This is a genomic window from Pseudomonas sp. Sample_14 (assembly GCF_004307515.1).
Lineage (GTDB): Bacteria > Pseudomonadota > Gammaproteobacteria > Pseudomonadales > Pseudomonadaceae > Aquipseudomonas > Aquipseudomonas atacamensis.
Genome location: NZ_RCOC01000025.1, coordinates 1 through 18,499 on the forward strand (window position 1 = coordinate 1; position 18,499 = coordinate 18,499).

Here is an 18,499-nt window from a genome sequence, read left to right on the forward strand (position 1 = left end):
CGAGCTTAGATCTCATTCATGCTGGTGTGTGGGGAACATACAAGGAGCTGCCGAATGCTGCGATCTTTTGCTTTTAGCCCCAAACAGCATTAGTTTTGACGACTTGTCACAAGCATCAGCCGAGGTGTGCGATGGAGCTTCAAACATGGCTGGCATTTTTTGCCGCCTGCTGGGTGATCAGCCTGTCCCCGGGCGCGGGCGCCATCGCGTCGATGTCCAGCGGTCTGCAGTACGGATTCTGGCGCGGCTACTGGAATGCACTGGGCCTGCAGATCGGTCTGGCGGTGCAGATCGCGATTGTCGGCGCGGGTGTTGGCGCTGTGCTCACCGCTTCGGCCACGGCATTCCATGCGATCAAATGGTTCGGTGTCGCCTATCTGGTTTATCTGGCGATCAAGCAATGGCGCGCGCTGCCCATGGACATGAGCGATGACGCCGCGGTTCGGCCGATCGGCAAGCCACTGGCCCTGGTGTTTCGCGGCTTTCTGGTGAACATCAGCAACCCCAAGGCGTTGGTGTTCATGCTCGCGGTGTTGCCTCAGTTCATCAATCCCCATGCGCCGCTGCTGATTCAGTATCTGGTGATCGGCGTGACCATGGTGTTCGTCGACCTGATTGTCATGGCCGGTTACACCGGACTGGCGTCGAAGGTGCTGCGCCTGTTGCGCACGCCCAAGCAGCAGAAACGCATGAACCGCACCTTTGCCGGGTTATTCATTGGCGCGGCGGCGTTCATGGCGACATTGCGCAAAGCGGCGGCGTAAAACGCTCGGGCACAAAAAAGGCGACCTCAAGAGGTCGCCTTTTTCATTTCTACCGAGACATCGGGGCAAGCGAGCTTTTCTTGAATCAATAGCGAGGGCCGCTTCGCGACCCAACGGGGATAAATCCCTCGCCACAGAGCCCTTCGCCACAAAAGTCCTCAGATCCGGTTCAGCGTAAGATCACCGGTGCCGTATCACGCGGCAGATTGTTGCGCTGCGGCGCTTCACGCGGCTGCTCATAACCGTCACCACCACCGAGCTGCATGCTCAGTTGCCCGGCCACGTCTTCGCCCAAGGCCTTGGACACCTCACGCACCACCCGCGGGCGGTTCAGCGAGATCTTGATGTCGCGATGGTTAACCAGTTTGGTGTCCTGCGCTTCACCCATCGCCGTGAAGGCCGAGGTGATCTCGTAGGTCTTGGTGTTGATCAGACTGAAATCCGCCACCAGCGTCAGGCCCAGTACCGCCGAGTAGCTGTCGGTGTGCGCCAGCTCGTTGATGTCCTGGGTGAAATCGATGTCGGACACAGTGCCGAACAGCACATAGTCGGCACCCTTGAAGTTGCCGGCCTTGATGCGCTTGATCACGTCATACACATCGCCTTTGGATGAGGCGGTATACGGCGTGCCCTGCACCAGCTGGAACATGCCGGTACGCAGGATTTCACCCTTGATGTCGCCGGTGAATTTGCGCAACTCGCCCTGTTCGATGTAGCTGGTGGTCGCTTCGATCTCGTTGTAGCTCGAAGAACCGCTGGCGCTGTAGTAATTCTCGCGGTGATTGCTCTGCGCCGAAACGATGTGGATGTATTGCTCCACGCGCTCCTGATACGCCAGATCCGTCACCGCCACTTTCGGGGCCGCCTGCGCGCTGAACGCGCAAGCCAGGGCCATCATGCCAATCCATGTGCGCATCGATCAACGCTCCGTGGTTTTGCGGATCTCTTTTTCGTCCATCCACTCGGCCAGACCGCTTTCGACGTCGATCAACTGCAGGCTGAATTTGTAGAAGACGTCCTTGTAGTCGCTGCTGCGCTTGACGATCGAGCTGATCGAGCCTTCGATGCGGTACTTGGCGGCAACCATGTTGCCGGTCTTGGCCACGGTGCTTTTCTTGTACAGGCCGCTCTGGTTTTGCAGCTTGAGCTGGTCAACCTGGCTCTGCATCGCATTGTTGTCGCTGGCGAAGCGCGCAACACCGGTCTTCATCAACTGAGTCTTGATGCTGGTGGTGATTTCGCGGGTATCGATGTACTCGCTGGTCTTGTTCTTCACATCGTAGACCTGAACCACCGGACGACCCTGCAGGATGCCGGACTGGGCCAGCGAGCGGGTCATCGACTCGGCGATCATTTGCAGGTCGGTCGAACCGAATTCGTTGGTCACGGTTTCAACCGCTTTGGTGTCGCCGTAGCTGATGTTCTTGCTGCCCAGGGTCGGCGAGGTGTTGGCGCAACCGGAGGCGAGCAGGGCGATGACGGCGATGCAGGAAAAGCGTGCAAACATGAGAAAGCTCTCTCAATCAGAAATAGGGTGGCGGGTTTACGGCGTCTTGATTTCCAGACGGAAATCCACGGCTTTCGGGGTCGGCGCGATGGCCTGAATGAAGCTGGTCTGGGCGCCGTACATCATCTGGCTTTTCCACACTTCTTCTTCGGCAACCGGGAAACCTTCGGCGCCAAGCCAGGCGAAGCGGTAGTAGAAAATCTTGTTGCTGTTGAGGGTGTTGCTCAACTGCACGTTGACGGTCATGAAGCCGTTTTCACGAGCCACGCGCATGGCGCCGACGACGATGTGTTTCTGCGGGCCCATGGCCACGACTTTGCTCGCGGCGCTGCCCGGCTCCGGCGGTGGCGGGGTGGCGCAGCCTGCCAGCAAGGCGAGGGCGGCGACGGCGATGATCTTCAAGCGCATTGCAAAGACTCCGTTCTTAAGGTTGTTTGAGGCTGGCGACGTTGGTCGCGGCAGCGCTCGGCATTACGTGAGCAGCGATGCCGCCAGCGAATACCTGGTTGCCCACGGCACGCAGGCTGATCACTTGGTAGCGCTGGTCGACAGTGACCTTGACCACCGAGCCGCCGACGGCGCTCGGCAGGGTAACCTGATGCTCACCTTTTTTCAGGCGCAGACGCACCACTTGCGTGTTGTCCGGCAGGGTGCGCCATGTACGGGTATCGGCACCTTCAAGCACCGCTGAAGAAATACCCACGGCGAGACCGGCCAGCGGGTTGGTTTCGTTGATCTGCTTTTGCGCCACGCCTTTGGTGATTGCGCGCACGGTGGTGCGCACGATGATCCCCGGCATGTCATCGCGCAGGGCGCGGCGGGACATGGCGGTGGTGCTGTTCAGCGCGGTCAGGTCGACTTGCTTGCCGTCGACACCGATCTGCGCAAACGGCGCGGTGGAGGTGTCCGGTTTGATGATCGGGAACGACAGCGGAGTGATCACCACGTTGTTGGAAATCGGCAGCGGCAGCGGCACGCGAATCGAGTCGCGGGCCGGGGCCAGACCGCTCTGCACGACGATGAGAATGTCGCTGTCATCGGATTTGGAAGGCTTGTCGAGATTGGCCAGCGCCTGCTCGAGCAGCGGCGTGTTCGGACGCAGTTCGGCAGCTTTGCGATAACCCGGCGCGGCCAGATCCTTCTCGCCCAAAGCTTCGTAAACGAAACCGGCCAGGTAATGGCTGAACGCACTCTGGTAGCTGTTCTTCAGGCCGACCACTTCCGGCGCGTCGAGGCTGGCCACCGGATAACCCTGCAGATCCTTGTACTGGGTCTTGATGCCTTCTTTCTCGGCTTCTTCTTCGCTCTTGAGGTATTCCTTGTCGCGCAGGTCGGCGATCACCGCTTCGCGTTCGTGGGTCTTTTTGATCGCCGTGCGGGCGCCATCGAAATCGTTGACCGCCAACAGGTTCAGGGCCATCTGCGTGGTCAGCATGACTTTTTCGTAGTCATAGCCTTCGTAGCGACGCACCTTGTCGTTGACGATGAAGCTGCCGAACTGTGCCAGGTACTTGGCCGAGTCGAGCTTGACCGCGTCTTCCCACTGACCGACCACCTGATCGGCACTGCCCCAGGCGTTCTGGCTGCCCGACAGGTCGCCCTTGGCGCGCAGCAGTTCACCTTTCTCGAAGTAATAGAGCAGGTCTTTGTCGGTGCCGGTGTTGTTCTTTTCCAGCAGGGTCAGCGCCGCGTCGACGTTGCCGGAAGCCAGTTGCTGATTGGTCTGGGCCAGTTCGGAATCGTAGTTGCGAAACGCTGCGCAGCCGGACAACAGCGTGACAGCGCTGAGCGCGAGCAGCATGGGAGCGCGGAATGCCATGGGTACTTCTTCCCTGAGTAACAAAACTTGCAGCCGCGTGTGCTGGTCGGGCTGGTGTGACCTATCGACGGCGGCGCTGGCCTCCTGCCAATTCCTCATGGGTGAGGAGCTTTTGATGCCGGCTCGCTGGGCGAGGGCGCGGCATTATAAACGTGGCGTGATGGCTATGTAATAGCTTTTTGGGTGCATTTTCAGATGTGGTGCCATCACTTCTCCGCAGAAGCGGGTTTATCCGACGTGGGTTTTTTATTCGGTACAAAGGCTGATCCGACGGTATAGACCTGATCCCGGAATACCCGCAGGTGCAGAATCTGGCGGTCCTGGTCGACGCGCATTTCAAAAGCGTGGTCGATAGACGCAGGCGCAAAACGGAAGGTATGCAGGCCTTTCTTCAAGCGCAGGCGGGCGACCAGCGTCTTGTCCGGCAACGCTCGCCATGTGCGGGTGTCGGCTTCTTCGAACGGATCATGCTGAGTGACGATCAACGAGGCTTTCGCCGGGTTGCGCTCGTTTTCCTGCGCTTGACCGATGGCGGCCATGTTGGCGCGGAACATCGCCCGCGAGATGATTTGCGGCATGTCGTCGCGCAGTGTGCGCATGGACATGTCAGTCACGCTGTTGATCACTACCAACGGCTGTTTGCGACCGTCTACGGTGATATGGCTGAAGTTGGGCGTAACTGCGTCCGGCACCATCACCGGGAATGAAATGGGCGCAATGATGACCAGCGTTTCGTTCAGACGAACCGGGATCGGCACTTGCACTGAGCTGCGAGCCGGGGCCAGGCCACTCTGGATAATCAGCAACACATCGCTTTCATCGGCTTTCGCTTGCGGTTTGTCGAGATTGCGCAGGGCCTTTTGCAGCAAGGGCATGTCCGGCCGCAGTTCGATCGCCTGACGATAACCGGCCGCCGCGAGGGCGCGTTCGCCGAGGGCTTCATAGGTGAATCCGGCCAGATAGTGGCTGAACGCACTTTGGTAGCCGTTTTTCAGCTCAACGACCTGCGGCGCATCAAGCAAGGCGACCGGGTAGCCTTCCAGTTCTTTGTACTGGAGAATCTTGCCCTGAGCTTTTGCCTGTTCCTCGGCCGCTTCGTATTGCTTTTCACGCTGGCGGGCGATCAATGCTTCGCGTTCGTGGGTTTTCCTGATGTCTGCGCGGGCGCCGGCAAAGTCATTGACGGATAGCTGGTTCAAGGCCATTTGCGTAGTCAACATGACCTTTTCGTAATCGTAGCCTTCATAGCGCCGCAGCTTGTCGTTGACCAGCATCGTGCCCATTTCATCACCGAAACGCGCCAGTAATTTCATCGCGCCGGACGGGTTGGCTTCCTCGCGCTGGAAGATCATCCGGTCGGCATTGCGCCAGGCGTCCTGGCTGTCGGGCAGGGCACTGCCAGCGCTGAGGATCGCGCCTTTTTCCAGGTAGTACAGCAGATCCTTGTCTTCCCACGGGTTGTTCATTTCCACCAGTGCCAGAGCCCCGGTCAGATTGCCCCGGGTCATTTGCTCGGTGGTCTGCTGCATTTCAAGATCGTAGTTGCGATAGGCGGCACAACCGCTCAACTGAACAGCAACGCAAAGCAGCAAAACGAACGGAAGACTCCGCATTGAGGTTGATTCCTTGCGCGCAAATGCTCTGGGGCGGGCAGTATAAAGTGGATGGTGGCAAATGGCTGTGATCTTGATCGAACGTGTCGAGGCTCGATCGGCAGCGGGTAGTGCGGCAATACTCGGCGACAAACGCTGCTGCCGTCTGCCGGGTATTTCCTGCCAATCAAAGCGAAACGCCGACAAAGCTTGAGAGAAATGTCTTCGAAGTGAACAATATGTAACTTCGCATTTCCATTTGAGATTCGTTCATGACTGCCTCGTCCCGATTGCTGGCCTGGCTGCTGTTCCCGTTATTGTCCCTGAGCAGCCTGCCGCTGCTGGCCGATACCGTGGAAGGCGCGCCGCAAGCGTTGCACCTGCTCGATTACATCAGTGCCGATTACCCGCCGACGGTCGCGGCAGGCAAAGTCATCGACGATGGCGAATACCGCGAGCAGCTGGAATTCACCCAGGTTCTGCAAGGCTTGATCACTGCATTACCGGCCAAACCGGAAAAAGCCGCGCTGGAACAGGGCGTCGAGTCTTTGCACGCCGCCATCGCTGCGAAGCATGACGGTGTTGATGTCGCCCGTCAGGCCCGACAGCTGGGGGCCAAACTGGCGGTGGCTTATGAAGTCAGCCAGGCGCCGATCATCACCCCGGACCCGACACGCGGTGCGCCGTTGTATGCGCAGAACTGCTCGGTGTGCCACGGCGATACAGGTGCCGGCGACGGCCCGGCCGGCCTAGGTCTGACTCCCGCGCCAGCCAACCTGCGCGACGCTGTGCGCATGGATCACCTGAGTCTGTACGCGATCTACAGCACCCTCGGCCAGGGTGTCGAAGGCACCGACATGCCGGCGTTTGCCGATCAGCTCGATGATCGCCAGCGCTGGGATCTGGCCACCTACATCGCCGGCTTCAGTGCCGATGCGGCGGCCGCCAAGTCCGACAAGGTTTACAACATCGCCGACCTGGCCCGGCAGACCCCGGCCGAGGTGCAGGCTGCCGAGGGCGCAGAGGTCGCAGCGACGTTCCGTGCCCAGCGCGCGCAACCGCCGCAGGTCAAACGTGGTCCGGCACAGTTGCTTGATTACACTGCCGCCACGCTGGACAAGAGCCTCGCGGCCTACCGCGCCGGGGAACATGATCAGGCCTATGACCTGTCGGTAGCGGCATATCTGGAAGGCTTCGAGCTGGTGGAAAGCTCGCTGGACAACGTCGATGCCAACGTGCGCAAGGACACCGAAAAATCGCTGATGGCGTATCGGCAGTCATTGCAGGATGGTCTGCCCGTCGAGCAGGCCGAGCAGCGTCTGGACGCGGCCAAAGCCAAACTCAAGGAATCCGCCGGCCTGCTGGGCAGCGATGGTCTGAGCTGGTCGCTGAGTTACATCTCCGGTCTGCTGATTCTGCTGCGCGAAGGTCTGGAAGCGATTCTGGTGCTGGCGGCGATCCTCGCCTTCCTGCGCAACACCGGCCAGCAGTCAGCGGTGCGCAGCGTCAACGTCGGTTGGGGTCTGGCCTTGCTGGCAGGCTTGGGCACCTGGGCGCTGGCGGCGTATGTAATCGACGTCAGCGGTTCGCAGCGTGAGTTGCTGGAAGGCGCCACCGCGCTGTTTGCCAGCGTCATGGTGTTGTGGCTCGGCGTGTGGATGCATGACCGCCGTCACGCGGCGGCTTGGCAGGATTACATCAAGAGCAGCCTGGTCGGCGGCGGTGGTCGTTTCGGTTTTGCGATCCTGGCGTTCTTCTCGGTCTATCGCGAGTTGTTTGAAGTGATCCTGTTCTACGAAACCCTGTGGCTGCAGGCCGGGCCTGCCGGGCACAACGCCGTGTTGGCCGGCGGTGCGACGGCGCTGGTGCTGCTGGTCGGTCTGGCCTGGGTGATCCTGCGCGGCTCGGCGAAACTGCCGCTGACCTTGTTCTTCAGTATCAACGCCGCGCTGCTGTGCGCGTTGTCGGTGGTGTTTGCCGGGCATGGCGTCAAGGCCCTGCAGGAAGCCGGGATCTTCGGCACACGGCCAGTGGCGTTCTTTGAATTCGACTGGCTGGGAATCCATGCCGACGCCTATTCGCTGACCGCGCAGGTGGTGGCGATTGTGGCGATTGCTGTGCTGTATGGGCGCAGTTGGGTGGCGGAGAAGCGTCGGGTGTCGGCTGCATAAAGGCATTCGCTGCGCTCCTATTCGCGAGCAGGCTCGCTCCCACAGGTTCGGTATGTATCCTGTGGGGGCGAGCCTGCTCGCGAATTTTTTGGAGGCAAGAACATGCGTGTATGGATCGATGCCGACGCCTGTCCGCGGGCGGCGAAGGATCTGGTGGTGAAGTTCGCGTTAAAGCGCCAGTTCGAAGTGGTGCTGGTAGCCGGGCAGCCGCAGATCAAACCGGGGCTGGCGATCGTCAAATTGATTGTGGTGCCGAGCGGGCCGGATGCCGCGGATGATTATCTGGTCGAGCACGCCGTGCCGGGCGAACTTGTGATCTGCAGCGATATTCCGCTGGCCGATCGGCTGGTGAAGAAGGGCGTGACGGCACTGGATCCGCGCGGCAAGGAGTTCGATGCGCAGAACATGGGCGAGCGGCTGGCGGTGCGGAATCTGTTCACCGATCTCAGGGAGCAGGGCCAGATGAGCGGCGGCCCGGCACCCTTTGGCGAGCGTGAGAAGCAGGCGTTTGCCAATGCGCTGGACCGGATTCTGACCCGGCTCACCCGCAAGCCCTGAAAAGATCGCAGCATGCGGCAGCTCCTACCGGGGCGGTGTATGCCGCAATATCACGGCGCGACACGGAACCTGTAGGAGCTGCCGAAGGCTGCGATCTTTTGATTTCAAGCGTCGTTTTCGTGAGTCAGTTCGAGCACGCGGTCGACCAGTTTGTTGATCCCCGAAGCCGCTTCACTGATGGTCTGCGCCAGCATGTACGCCGGGGTGGTGACCAGTTTGCGCGCCTTGTCTTCGACGATTTCGGTGACGGCGCATTCTTCGTGGGTGGCGCCCATCTTGTTCATGGCCGCAGCGGTGTCGGCGTCGTTGCCGATGGTGCAGGTCACGCCCGGGCCATAGATTTTCGCCGCCAGCGCCGGGGAGATGCAGATCAGCCCGACCGGTTTGCCCGCTTCGGCAAATGCTTCGGCCAGGGCCAGCACTTCGGGTTGCACGGTGCAGCCGGCGCCTTCGATGGCGAAGTTCGACAGGTTCTTCGCCGCGCCGAAACCGCCGGGCACGATCAGTGCGTCGAAGTCCTCGACGTCGGCATCGCGGATATCCTTGACGTTGCCCCGGGCAATGCGCGCCGACTCCACCAGCACGTTGCGCGATTCCGGCATTTCTTCGCCGGTCAGGTGGTTGATCACATGCAATTGCGCGATGTTTGGCGCGAAGCACTGCACCTGCGCGCCGCGCTGGTCGAGGCGCAGCAGGGTGATGACACTTTCCTGGATTTCGGCGCCGTCGTACACGCCACTGCCGGACAGGATCACTGCAACTTTTTTGCTCATGGGCTTCTCTCCAGATTCATGGCGCTCAATGTCCCTCAAATCGTCGCGCGTGGCCATAAGGGCATGGCTGACGCGCGCGGGAACAGAGCGCTCTCTCAATGGATCGCAACGGCGGCGGGGTGTTCATTATTTGCCTGGACTGCGCGTGGCAGCCGCCAGCGAATGGCTTATTCGGCTGGCGTTTTCGGCCCGGCAGGAGGGGTCGCTTCGGCCTGGCGCAACTGCTCTGCCTCGGCGGCCTTGGCGAGCTGCTCGTCCTGATAGATTTTCTTCGCCAGTTGCGCATTCTTGAAGCGGCGCCGCAGCCACAGGCCCAGGCCGAGGATCAGCAAGGCGCCGAGCACCCACAGCTCGTACTTCTTGATGCTGCCGAGCATGCCTTCCAGCACTGCGCCGAAGTGGTAAGCCGCCGCAGCCAGGGCGGTGGCCCAGATCGCCGCGCCGATGCCGTTGAGCAGCAAGTAACGTCCCGGTGGATAACCGGACAGGCCGATCGCCACCGGCATCACCGTGCGCAGGCCATAAACGAAGCGGAAGCTCAGGACCCAGATGTCCGGATGTTTACGGATGTGCTCCAGTGCGCGGTCACCCATCATCTGCCAGCGCGGTTTGCGCGCAAGCAATTTGCGCCCGTGCTTGCGCCCCAGGAAGTACCACAGCTGATCACCGGCATAACTGCCGAAGAACGCCACGACCACCACCAGGTTGATGTCCATGTATCCACGGAACGCAAGGAAGCCTGCGAGCACCAGAATGGTTTCGCCTTCGAAGAACGTGCCGAGAAACAAGGCAAAGTAGCCAAAGTCGTGCAGAAATTGTTGGAGCATTGTCTGGGTGCTGGCGAAATGAACGCGCAGCCTAACCCTTCGGGCACATTCATGAAAGTGTCCAAATGTGTCTCGACGTGAACATTTCCTACATCGACAATGGATTGCGGCTACCTGTCACAGAGCACACATAACTGTCATCTGTTGGTCATAATGGCCGTCTATAACTGTCACGCTCGCCCGTTTGCCCGGGCTCAGGAGTCTGCCGTGAGCTTTACCCCCGCCAATCGTCTGTTCCCTGCCACTCGTCTGCGCCGCAATCGTCGTGATGATTTTTCGCGGCGCCTGGTGCGTGAAAACGTATTGACGGTCGATGACCTGATCCTGCCGGTGTTCGTGCTCGACGGTGAAAACCGCCGCGAAGCCGTGGCCTCGATGCCGGGCGTCGAGCGACTGAGCATTGATCTGCTGCTTGAAGAAGCGGCGAAATGGGTCGAGCTGGGCATTCCGGCGCTGGCGCTGTTCCCGGTCACCCCGCCTGAGCTGAAATCCCTCGATGCCGCCGAAGCCTGGAACCCTGAAGGCATCGCCCAGCGCGCCACTCGCGCCCTGCGCGAGCGTTTCCCGGAGCTGGGCGTGATCACTGACGTCGCGCTGGACCCGTTCACCACCCACGGTCAGGACGGCATTCTCGACGAAGACGGCTACGTGCAGAACGACATCACTGTCGATGCGCTGGTGCGTCAGGCGCTGTCCCACGCCGACGCCGGCGCGCAGGTGGTGGCGCCATCGGACATGATGGACGGTCGCATCCAGGCGATTCGTGAGGCGCTGGAAATTGCCGGTCACGTCAACGTGCGCATCATGGCCTACTCGGCCAAGTATGCCAGCGCCTACTACGGCCCATTCCGCGATGCTGTGGGTTCGGCGTCGAACCTGGGCAAGGCCAACAAGGCTTCTTATCAGATGGACCCGGCCAACAGCGACGAAGCGCTGCACGAAGTCGGTGCCGACTTGTCCGAAGGTGCGGACATGGTCATGGTCAAGCCGGGCATGCCCTACCTGGACATTCTTTTTCGCGTCAAAGATGCCTTCAAGGTGCCGACCTTCGTCTATCAGGTCAGTGGCGAATACGCCATGCACATGGCCGCTATCCAGAATGGCTGGTTGAGCGAAGCGGTGATCCTCGAGTCACTGACCGCCTTTAAACGTGCCGGTGCAGATGGCATCCTGACTTACTTTGCCGTTCGTGCCGCTCAATTGTTACGAGAGCAGAAATAGCCCTCCCAGGAACATTCCATGAATACCGAAGGACTCACTGAAGTTGCCGTAAAAGAAGCTCAGCCGGTGGTCGAGCAAATCACCGAAACCCCGCCGGAACTGGAGCCTGCGCCACCCGCGCCGGTTGCCGAAACCGCTGTGGCGGTACCGGCGATCGCCATTCCCGGCCTGGATGACAGCAGCCTGTACATCCACCGCGAGCTTTCGCAATTGCAGTTCAACATCCGCGTGCTGGAACAGGCGCTGGACGAGTCCTACCCGTTGCTGGAGCGGCTGAAGTTCCTGCTGATCTTCTCCAGCAACCTCGACGAATTCTTCGAAATTCGCGTCGCTGGGCTGAAAAAGCAGATCACTTTTGCCCGCGAACAGGCCGGCGCTGACGGCTTGCAGCCGCATCAGGCGCTGGCGCGGATCAGCGAACTGGTTCACGGTCACGTTGACCGCCAGTACGCGATCCTCAACGACATCCTCCTGCCGGAGCTGGAAAAGCATCAGGTGCGCTTCATCCGTCGGCGCAACTGGACGACCAAGCTCAAGACCTGGGTCCGCCGCTATTTCCGCGACGAGATCGCGCCGATCATCACCCCGATCGGCCTCGACCCGACGCACCCGTTCCCGCTGCTGGTGAACAAGAGTCTGAACTTCATCGTCGAGCTCGAAGGTATCGACGCCTTCGGTCGCGACTCCGGTCTGGCGATCATTCCGGCGCCGCGCCTGCTGCCACGGATCATCAAAGTGCCGGAAGAAGTCGGCGGCGCCGGCGACAACTATGTGTTCCTGTCGTCGATGATCCACGCCCACGCCGACGACCTGTTCCAGGGCATGAAGGTCAAAGGCTGCTACCAGTTCCGTCTGACCCGAAACGCCGACCTGGCGCTCGATTCCGAAGATGTCGAAGACTTGGCCCGCGCTCTGCGTGGCGAGTTGTTCTCGCGGCGCTACGGTGACGCGGTGCGTCTGGAAGTCGCCGACACTTGCCCGAAACACCTCTCGGACTATCTGCTCAAGCAGTTCAACCTGAGCGAGACCGAGCTGTATCAGGTCAACGGCCCGGTCAACCTGACGCGCCTGTTCAGCATCACCGGTCTGGACAGCCATCCGGAGCTGCAATACACGCCGTTCACCCCGCAGATCCCGAAACTGCTGCAAAACAGCGAAAACATCTTCAGTGTGGTCAGCAAGCAGGACATCCTCCTGCTGCACCCGTTCGAGTCGTTCACCCCGGTGGTCGACCTGCTGCGTCAGGCCGCGAAAGACCCGCACGTGCTCGCCGTACGGCAAACCCTGTACCGCTCCGGCGCCAACTCCGAGATCGTCGATGCGCTGGTGGATGCCGCGCGTAACGGCAAGGAAGTCACTGCGGTGATCGAGCTGCGCGCGCGCTTCGACGAAGAATCCAACCTGCAACTGGCCAGCCGTCTGCAAGCGGCCGGTGCGGTGGTGATCTACGGCGTGGTCGGCTTCAAAACCCACGCCAAGATGATGCTGATCCTGCGCCGTGAGGCTGGCGAAATCGTCCGCTACGCGCACCTCGGTACCGGCAACTACCACGCCGGTAACGCCAAGCTTTACACCGACTACAGCCTGCTGACCTCCGACGACGCTTTGTGCGAAGACGTCGGCAAACTGTTCAGCCAGTTGATCGGCATGGGCAAGACGCTGCGCATGAAAAAGCTGCTGCATGCGCCGTTCACCCTGAAGAAGGGCATGCTCGACATGATTGCCCGCGAAACCCAGTTCGCCCTCGAAGGCAAACCGGCGCACATCATCGCCAAGTTCAACTCGCTGACCGATCCGAAGATCATCCGCGCGCTGTACAAGGCCAGCCAGTCCGGCGTGCGCATCGATCTGGTGGTGCGCGGCATGTGCTGCCTGCGTCCGGGCATCGCTGGGGTTTCGCACAACATTCATGTGCGCTCGATCATCGGCCGCTTCCTCGAGCACACGCGGGTGTTCTACTTCCTCAACGGCGGCGACGAGCAGATGTTCCTCTCCAGCGCCGACTGGATGGAGCGCAACCTCGACAAGCGCGTCGAGACCTGCTTCCCGGTGGAAGGCAAGAAATTGCTGACTCGGGTCAAGAAGGAGCTGGAGCTGTACCTGACCGACAACACCCACAGCTGGAGTCTGCAGTCGGACGGCCGCTACATTCGCAACACGCCCACCGGAAACCAGAACCCGCGCAGTGCGCAGGCGACGTTGCTGGAGCGGCTGGGCAGCCCGATATTGCCGGTGAGCAGCTGAGAGCTGAAAGTCAAAAGCCCCTCACCCTAACCCTCTCCCAGAGGGAGAGGGGACTGACCGAGGTGTCTCGCGTCATACACTGACCTGAAATACCTGATCGAACTCTGGCCTCAACGCTAGTACAAATCGGCTCCCTCTCCCTCGGGAGAGGGCTGGGGTGAGGGGAGAGCTACACCGCCGCTCTCAAACAAACCCAATAAAAAGGCGATCCTAACGGATCGCCTTTTTTGTGCCAGCCAGTTACTCAGTGCACCGTGAGAACAATCCCCACCCGCGTCAACCAGTCCGCCTCAAGCCCGAAATCCGCCTGGGTCAGCTGATTTTCATCCAGCCAGTTCTCCGGGAATTCCACATCGAGATGATCGCCACTCGCATGCAGCGCCACCTGCGGCATCGCCTGGGTTCCGCGAATGTGATGGAACAGAATGGCGAACCGCAGCAGCACGCACAGGCGAATCAGCTTGATGCCGTCATCGCCGAATTCGGCGAACTTGTCCTTGGGAATATTGCGCCGGTGCCCGCGCACCAATAGCGCGAGCATCTGCTGATCTTCTCGCGAGAAGCCGGCCAGATCGGAGTGCTCGATCAGGTAGGCACCGTGCTTGTGGTAGTGATAGTGAGCGATGTCGAGGCCGACTTCGTGCACTTTCGCCGCCCAGCCGAGCAGTTCGCGCCAGATACCGTCATCCAGCTCCCAGTCGACGGCGACCTGATCGAACGCGTGCAGGGCCTTGCGCTCGACCCGCGCCGCCTGTTCCAGATCGACGTGATAGCGCTCCATCAGCGAGGTCAGGGTGCGTTCGCGCACGTCTTCGTGATGATGGCGGCCGAGCAGGTCGTAGAGCACGCCTTCACGCAGCGCGCCTTCGCAATGATCCATGCGTTGCAGTTCGAGGGCGTCGAAGATCGCTTCGAGAATCGCCAGGCCCGCCGGGAAGATCGCGCGGCGGTCAGGCTTGATGCCTTCGAAATCGATCTTGTCGGCGTCGCCCAGCTTGAACAGTTTGCGCTTGAGCCACGCCAGGCCTTCGGCGTTGACCTCGCCGCTGCCGTGGCCGCCGGCCTTCAGGGCCAGACCGATGGCGCGAATCGTACCGGAGGAGCCAATGGCTTCATCCCAGGTCAGGCGATGCAGGGCGTGCTCGATGCTCATGATCTCCAGGCGCGCCGCCGTGTAGGCCTGGGCGTAGCGGGCCGGGGTGATCTTGCCGTCCTTGAAGTAGCGCTGGGTGAAACTGACGCAGCCCATTTGCAGGCTTTCGCGCAGCAACGGCTCGAAGCGCTGGCCGATGATGAATTCAGTACTGCCGCCGCCGATGTCGGCGACCAAACGTTTGCCTGGGGTATCGGCGAGTGTGTGCGAAACGCCGAGATAGATCAGGCGCGCTTCTTCACGGCCGGAGATGACTTCTACCGTGTGGCCGAGGATTTCCTCGGCGCGGCGGATGAATTCGCCACGGTTGCGCGCTTCACGCAGGGCGTTGGTGCCGACGATGCGCACGGCACCGAGCGGCATACCGTTGATCAGTTGGGCAAAGCGCTTGAGGCAATCGAGGCCGCGCTGCATCGATTCTTCGTTGAGCTGGCGCGCATCGTCGATGCCGGCGGCCAGTTGCACCTTCTCGCCGAGGCGCTCGAGAATGCGGATTTCGCCGTTCTGGGCCTTGGCCACGACCATGTGAAAGCTGTTGGAGCCCAGGTCGATTGCGGCGATCAGGGACAGATTCTTGGCTTGGGATTGCGGCATGGTCAGGGGGTCTCGGTCGATAACCCCGACATCGTGCCACGATCAAACGCTGGCGCCAACGCGCATGGTTCAAACCGTTGATTCAGCGCAGAAAGTCTGGGGATCGCGGCGCGGCCATTCGCGAGCAGGCTCGCTCCCACAGATGAGCGCATTCCCCTGTGGGAGCGAGCCTGCTCGCGAAGAGGGCATCACTGCCTCAGAAAATCTTCAGGCTGTCGCTTCCACCGTGCCAATAAAGTTCGCCAGCTCGGCCGTCTGCGGATTGGCAAACAACACCTTTGGATCGCCCACCTCATGCACCTTGCCATGGTGCATGAACACCAGTTTGTCGCCGACTTCCCGGGCAAAGCGCATCTCGTGGGTGACCATGATCAGCGTCATGCCTTCCTTGGCCAATTGCCGCACCACGCTGAGCACTTCATTGACCAGCTCAGGGTCCAGCGCCGAGGTGATTTCATCGCACAGCAGCACCTTCGGCGACATCGCCAAAGCCCGGGCGATCGCCACCCGCTGTTGCTGCCCGCCGGACAGACGATCCGGAAAGGCATCGAATTTCTCCCCGAGCCCGACTCGCTCGAGCATTTCCCGCGCCAGTTCGGCAGCCTTGGCCTTGGGTATTTTTTGCACCACTTGCGGCGCGAGCATGACGTTCTCCCCGACGGTCAGGTGCGGGAACAGGTTGAACTGCTGGAAGACCATGCCGACCTTCTGTCGCAGGCTGCGCAGATCAGCGCGGGCGGCGTCGAGGTATTCGCCGTCGACTTCGATCACGCCGTCGTTGATCGACTCCAGGCCGTTGAGTGTGCGCAACAGAGTCGATTTGCCCGAGCCGCTGCGGCCGATGATCGCCACGACCTGGCCTTCCTCGACGCTGAGGTCGATGCCTTTGAGTACGTGGTGATCGCCGTAGTATTTATGCAGGGCGGAAATTCTAAGCAGAGGCATGCAGTCTCCTTTCCAGGTAGCGCGCACTGAGGGACAAGGGGTAGCAGAGCAGGAAGTAGCCGAGGGCGACGAGGCCGTAGACCATGAACGGTTCGAACGTGGCGTTGGCGAGCATGCCGCCGGTCTTGGTCAGTTCGGTGAAGCCGATGATCGAGGTCACCGCTGTGCCTTTGACCACTTGCACCGAGAAGCCCACGGTCGGCGCCACGGCGATGCGCAGCGCTTGCGGCAGGATCACGTAGCGCAACTGCTCCAGCGGATTGAGCGCCAGGCTCGACGAAGCTTCCCACTGACCGTGGGGAATAGCCTCGACGCAACCGCGCCAGATCTCCGCCAGATAGGCGCTGGTGAACAAGGTCAAAGCGATCGCGGCGGCCATCCACGGCGAAATCTCGATCCCGGCCAGCGCCACACCGAAGAACACCAGAAACAGCTGCATCAACAGTGGCGTGCCCTGAAACAGCTCGATCCAGGTGCGGGCGATGCTGCTGGGCAGCGTGTTCTTGGAGATGCGCATCACCAGAATCAGCAGGCCGACGAGGCCGCCGCCGATGAATGCCACCAGCGACAGCGCCAGCGTCCATTGCAGGCCGGTGAGCAGGTTGCGCAGGATGTCCCAGAAAGTGAAATCGCTCATTGGCTGCTCCTCGCAATGAACCGCCGGCCGAACCAGTTGAGCAATTGGCGGATCAGCAGCGCCATGCACAGGTAGATCAGGGTAGTCAGCGCGTAGGTTTCAAAGGCGCGGAAGTTGCGTGACTGAATGAAGTTGGCGGCGAAGCTCAATTCTTCCGTGGCGATCTGCGAACACACCGCCGAACCGAGCATGACAATGATGATCTGGCTGCTCAGCGCCGGCCAGACCTTGCCCAGCGCCGGCAGCAGGACGACGTGGCGGAACGCTTCGAAGCGGGTCATCGCCAGTGCCGCTGCCGCTTCCAGCTGCCCGCGCGGAATCGCCTGGATGCCGGCGCGGATGATCTCGGTCGAATAGGCGCCAAGGTTGATCACCATCGCCAGCACCGCCGCCTGCCATTCGGAAATCTGCACGCCGAGCGACGGCAGGCCGAAGAAGATGAAGAACAGTTGCACCAGAAACGGCGTGTTGCGGATCAACTCGACGTAGACGCCGAAGATCGCCGAGAACGGGCGGATCTGCCACGCCCGCACCAGCGCCCCGACAATCCCGACGCCGACCCCGAGCAGCGCGCCGATGGCGGTCAGCTCCAGCGTGAACAAAGCGCCGCGCAGCAGCAGGTCGGTGTTTTCCACCACCGGCAAAAAATCGAACTGATAAGCCATGAAGGTCTCCCGCGCAGTCGATCAGAGATCGGCCGGCAGCGGCTCTTTCAGCCAGGTCTGCGAGTTCTTTTCCAGTGCGCCGTCAGCCTTGGCGGTGTTGAGGATGTCGTTGACCTTGGTCAGCAGCGCCGCTTCGTTCTTGTTCACACCGACGTAGACCGGCGAATCCTTGAGCTTCACCTTCAGCGCCGGCACGCGCTTGGGATTCTTCTCGCTGATGGCCACCATCACCACGTTGCCGCTGGCGATCAGATCGACTTGCCCTGCCAGATAAGCGGCGATGGTCGAGTTGTTGTCTTCGAAACGTTTGATGGTCACGCCTTCGGGGGCGACTTTGCTCAGCTCGATGTCTTCGATGGCGCCACGGGTGACGCTGATGGTCTTGCCCTTGAGGTCGTCGAGGCTGGTGATCGCAGCGTCTGGCGGGCCGAACACGGCGAGGTAGAACGGCGCATAGGCGCGGGAGAAGTCGATGACTTTCTCACGCTCGGGGTTTTTGCCGAGGCTGGAAATCACCAGATCGACTTTGCCGGTGGTGAGGAACGGGATGCGGTTGGTGCTGTTGACCGGCGTCAGTTCAAGTTTGACCTTGAGTTGGTCAGCGAGCAGTTTCGCCGTGTCGATATCCAGGCCGCGCGGCTTCATGTCCGGGCCGACCGAGCCGAACGGCGGGAAGTCCTGGGGCACGGCAACTTTCAGCGTGCCGCGTTTGACCACGTCGTCCAGACCGTCGGCGTGAGCGGGGGCCTGGCACAGCAGCAGGCCGGCAAACAGGGAAGCGAGGAGGGCGCTGTAACGCTGGGTCATGGACAATCTCCGGATCGGCGGGAAGTGGTTGCTGCGATCGGACAGAGCATGGGCCGTGCCAACAGGCGGATTTCGCCCCGGCAAGCCGCGGCACCAGCGGCTTCGTTCGGTCTTACTGGTCTGAACAGTCAACTCGGTTTTCGCACTGCGATGGCGCATCGGCAGTGCGCGCCGAACCCCGCTGGGGCACGACTTGCCGGACTCGACGAATAGCTTTACAAC

Annotated in this window: 17 protein-coding genes; 5 read left to right on the forward strand and 12 right to left on the reverse strand. The window is 61.0% G+C overall.

Annotated features, from left to right (window positions below; all coding sequences use genetic code 11):
• Positions 1–131: 131 nt before the first annotated feature.
• Positions 132–764, forward strand: coding sequence for a homoserine/homoserine lactone efflux protein (gene rhtB, locus D8U61_RS04795; protein WP_016772608.1), 633 nt, complete (start codon positions 132–134; stop codon positions 762–764).
• A 169-nt stretch (positions 765–933) separates the two neighbouring features.
• On the opposite strand, the gene D8U61_RS04800 is transcribed toward rhtB, so the two are convergent.
• From D8U61_RS04800 to D8U61_RS04820, 5 genes are all read right to left on the reverse strand, one after another.
• Positions 934–1,680 carry a penicillin-binding protein activator LpoB gene (locus D8U61_RS04800; protein ID WP_125916784.1) on the reverse strand — a complete coding sequence of 249 codons (747 nt, stop codon included), beginning with the start codon at positions 1,678–1,680 and terminating at the stop codon, positions 934–936.
• 3 nt (positions 1,681–1,683) lie between these two features.
• The gene (gene lpoB, locus D8U61_RS04805; protein ID WP_016772610.1) at positions 1,684–2,271 is read right to left on the reverse strand and encodes a penicillin-binding protein activator LpoB; all 588 of its coding nucleotides are present in this window, start codon (positions 2,269–2,271) and stop codon (positions 1,684–1,686) included.
• A 36-nt stretch (positions 2,272–2,307) separates the two neighbouring features.
• Positions 2,308–2,679: a YcfL family protein gene (locus D8U61_RS04810; RefSeq protein WP_016772611.1), complete on the reverse strand. Its 372-nt coding sequence runs from the start codon at positions 2,677–2,679 to the stop codon at positions 2,308–2,310.
• Positions 2,680–2,695: 16 nt separating this feature from the next.
• The gene (locus D8U61_RS04815) at positions 2,696–4,090 is read right to left on the reverse strand and encodes a hypothetical protein (RefSeq protein WP_130926506.1); all 1,395 of its coding nucleotides are present in this window, start codon (positions 4,088–4,090) and stop codon (positions 2,696–2,698) included.
• 206 nt (positions 4,091–4,296) lie between these two features.
• Positions 4,297–5,703: a hypothetical protein gene (locus tag D8U61_RS04820; RefSeq protein ID WP_125925387.1), complete on the reverse strand. Its 1,407-nt coding sequence runs from the start codon at positions 5,701–5,703 to the stop codon at positions 4,297–4,299.
• A 251-nt stretch (positions 5,704–5,954) separates the two neighbouring features.
• Here D8U61_RS04820 and D8U61_RS04825 point away from each other — a divergent pair, with 251 nt between their 5' ends.
• Together D8U61_RS04825 and D8U61_RS04830 are read left to right on the forward strand one after the other, a co-directional pair.
• Positions 5,955–7,853 (forward strand): FTR1 family protein, encoded by a 1,899-nt coding sequence (locus D8U61_RS04825; RefSeq protein WP_125925388.1) that lies wholly within the window; start codon positions 5,955–5,957, stop codon positions 7,851–7,853.
• A 102-nt stretch (positions 7,854–7,955) separates the two neighbouring features.
• Positions 7,956–8,411, forward strand: a complete 456-nt coding sequence (locus tag D8U61_RS04830) for a YaiI/YqxD family protein (protein ID WP_130901961.1) — start codon at positions 7,956–7,958, stop codon at positions 8,409–8,411.
• 104 nt (positions 8,412–8,515) lie between these two features.
• Here the strand turns inward: D8U61_RS04830 and elbB are convergent, their stop codons facing one another.
• Together elbB and D8U61_RS04840 are read right to left on the reverse strand one after the other, a co-directional pair.
• Positions 8,516–9,184 (reverse strand): isoprenoid biosynthesis glyoxalase ElbB, encoded by a 669-nt coding sequence (gene elbB, locus D8U61_RS04835; protein ID WP_016772616.1) that lies wholly within the window; start codon positions 9,182–9,184, stop codon positions 8,516–8,518.
• Between the two features lie 167 nt (positions 9,185–9,351).
• On the reverse strand, positions 9,352–10,011 hold the full coding sequence (locus D8U61_RS04840) for a DedA family protein (RefSeq protein ID WP_056791681.1): 660 nt from the start codon (positions 10,009–10,011) through the stop codon (positions 9,352–9,354).
• 207 nt (positions 10,012–10,218) lie between these two features.
• Here D8U61_RS04840 and hemB point away from each other — a divergent pair, with 207 nt between their 5' ends.
• A complete protein-coding gene (gene hemB / locus D8U61_RS04845) occupies positions 10,219–11,232 on the forward strand; it encodes a porphobilinogen synthase (protein ID WP_130926507.1) in 1,014 nt (337 codons plus the stop codon).
• A gap of 18 nt (positions 11,233–11,250) precedes the next feature.
• Positions 11,251–13,476 carry a polyphosphate kinase 1 gene (ppk1, locus tag D8U61_RS04850; RefSeq protein ID WP_016772619.1) on the forward strand — a complete coding sequence of 742 codons (2,226 nt, stop codon included), beginning with the start codon at positions 11,251–11,253 and terminating at the stop codon, positions 13,474–13,476.
• Positions 13,477–13,720: 244 nt separating this feature from the next.
• Here the strand turns inward: ppk1 and ppx are convergent, their stop codons facing one another.
• The 5 genes from ppx to D8U61_RS04875 all read right to left on the reverse strand — a co-directional run bounded on the left by ppx (position 13,721) and on the right by D8U61_RS04875 (position 18,277).
• Positions 13,721–15,223: an exopolyphosphatase gene (gene ppx, locus D8U61_RS04855; RefSeq protein ID WP_076564507.1), complete on the reverse strand. Its 1,503-nt coding sequence runs from the start codon at positions 15,221–15,223 to the stop codon at positions 13,721–13,723.
• 207 nt (positions 15,224–15,430) lie between these two features.
• Complete coding sequence (locus D8U61_RS04860) at positions 15,431–16,168, reverse strand: amino acid ABC transporter ATP-binding protein (protein WP_130926508.1); 738 nt, start codon at positions 16,166–16,168, stop codon at positions 15,431–15,433.
• Positions 16,155–16,805 carry an amino acid ABC transporter permease gene (locus D8U61_RS04865; RefSeq protein ID WP_016772621.1) on the reverse strand — a complete coding sequence of 217 codons (651 nt, stop codon included), beginning with the start codon at positions 16,803–16,805 and terminating at the stop codon, positions 16,155–16,157. The genes D8U61_RS04860 and D8U61_RS04865 overlap by 14 nt, the downstream gene beginning before the upstream one ends.
• Complete coding sequence (locus tag D8U61_RS04870; RefSeq protein WP_122612308.1) at positions 16,802–17,470, reverse strand: amino acid ABC transporter permease; 669 nt, start codon at positions 17,468–17,470, stop codon at positions 16,802–16,804. The genes D8U61_RS04865 and D8U61_RS04870 overlap by 4 nt, the downstream gene beginning before the upstream one ends.
• A gap of 21 nt (positions 17,471–17,491) precedes the next feature.
• Positions 17,492–18,277 (reverse strand): transporter substrate-binding domain-containing protein, encoded by a 786-nt coding sequence (locus tag D8U61_RS04875; protein ID WP_123441794.1) that lies wholly within the window; start codon positions 18,275–18,277, stop codon positions 17,492–17,494.
• Positions 18,278–18,499 lie beyond the last annotated feature (222 nt).

Bases quoted from the DNA above. Each gene is read 5' to 3' on its own strand.
- D8U61_RS04820 (WP_125925387.1), bottom strand. From the start codon at position 5,703: ATGCGGAGTCTTCCGTTCGTTTTGCTGCTTTGCGTTGCTGTTCAGTTG.
- D8U61_RS04865 (WP_016772621.1), bottom strand. From the start codon at position 16,805: ATGAGCGATTTCACTTTCTGGGACATCCTGCGCAACCTGCTCACCGGC.
- ppx (WP_076564507.1), bottom strand. From the start codon at position 15,223: ATGCCGCAATCCCAAGCCAAGAATCTGTCCCTGATCGCCGCAATCGAC.
- lpoB (WP_016772610.1), bottom strand. From the start codon at position 2,271: ATGTTTGCACGCTTTTCCTGCATCGCCGTCATCGCCCTGCTCGCCTCC.
- D8U61_RS04830 (WP_130901961.1), top strand. From the start codon at position 7,956: ATGCGTGTATGGATCGATGCCGACGCCTGTCCGCGGGCGGCGAAGGAT.
- D8U61_RS04810 (WP_016772611.1), bottom strand. From the start codon at position 2,679: ATGCGCTTGAAGATCATCGCCGTCGCCGCCCTCGCCTTGCTGGCAGGC.
- elbB (WP_016772616.1), bottom strand. From the start codon at position 9,184: ATGAGCAAAAAAGTTGCAGTGATCCTGTCCGGCAGTGGCGTGTACGAC.
- D8U61_RS04840 (WP_056791681.1), bottom strand. From the start codon at position 10,011: ATGCTCCAACAATTTCTGCACGACTTTGGCTACTTTGCCTTGTTTCTC.
- D8U61_RS04800 (WP_125916784.1), bottom strand. From the start codon at position 1,680: ATGCGCACATGGATTGGCATGATGGCCCTGGCTTGCGCGTTCAGCGCG.
- D8U61_RS04825 (WP_125925388.1), top strand. From the start codon at position 5,955: ATGACTGCCTCGTCCCGATTGCTGGCCTGGCTGCTGTTCCCGTTATTG.
- D8U61_RS04860 (WP_130926508.1), bottom strand. From the start codon at position 16,168: ATGCCTCTGCTTAGAATTTCCGCCCTGCATAAATACTACGGCGATCAC.
- rhtB (WP_016772608.1), top strand. From the start codon at position 132: ATGGAGCTTCAAACATGGCTGGCATTTTTTGCCGCCTGCTGGGTGATC.
- D8U61_RS04875 (WP_123441794.1), bottom strand. From the start codon at position 18,277: ATGACCCAGCGTTACAGCGCCCTCCTCGCTTCCCTGTTTGCCGGCCTG.
- D8U61_RS04815 (WP_130926506.1), bottom strand. From the start codon at position 4,090: ATGGCATTCCGCGCTCCCATGCTGCTCGCGCTCAGCGCTGTCACGCTG.
- ppk1 (WP_016772619.1), top strand. From the start codon at position 11,251: ATGAATACCGAAGGACTCACTGAAGTTGCCGTAAAAGAAGCTCAGCCG.
- D8U61_RS04870 (WP_122612308.1), bottom strand. From the start codon at position 17,470: ATGGCTTATCAGTTCGATTTTTTGCCGGTGGTGGAAAACACCGACCTG.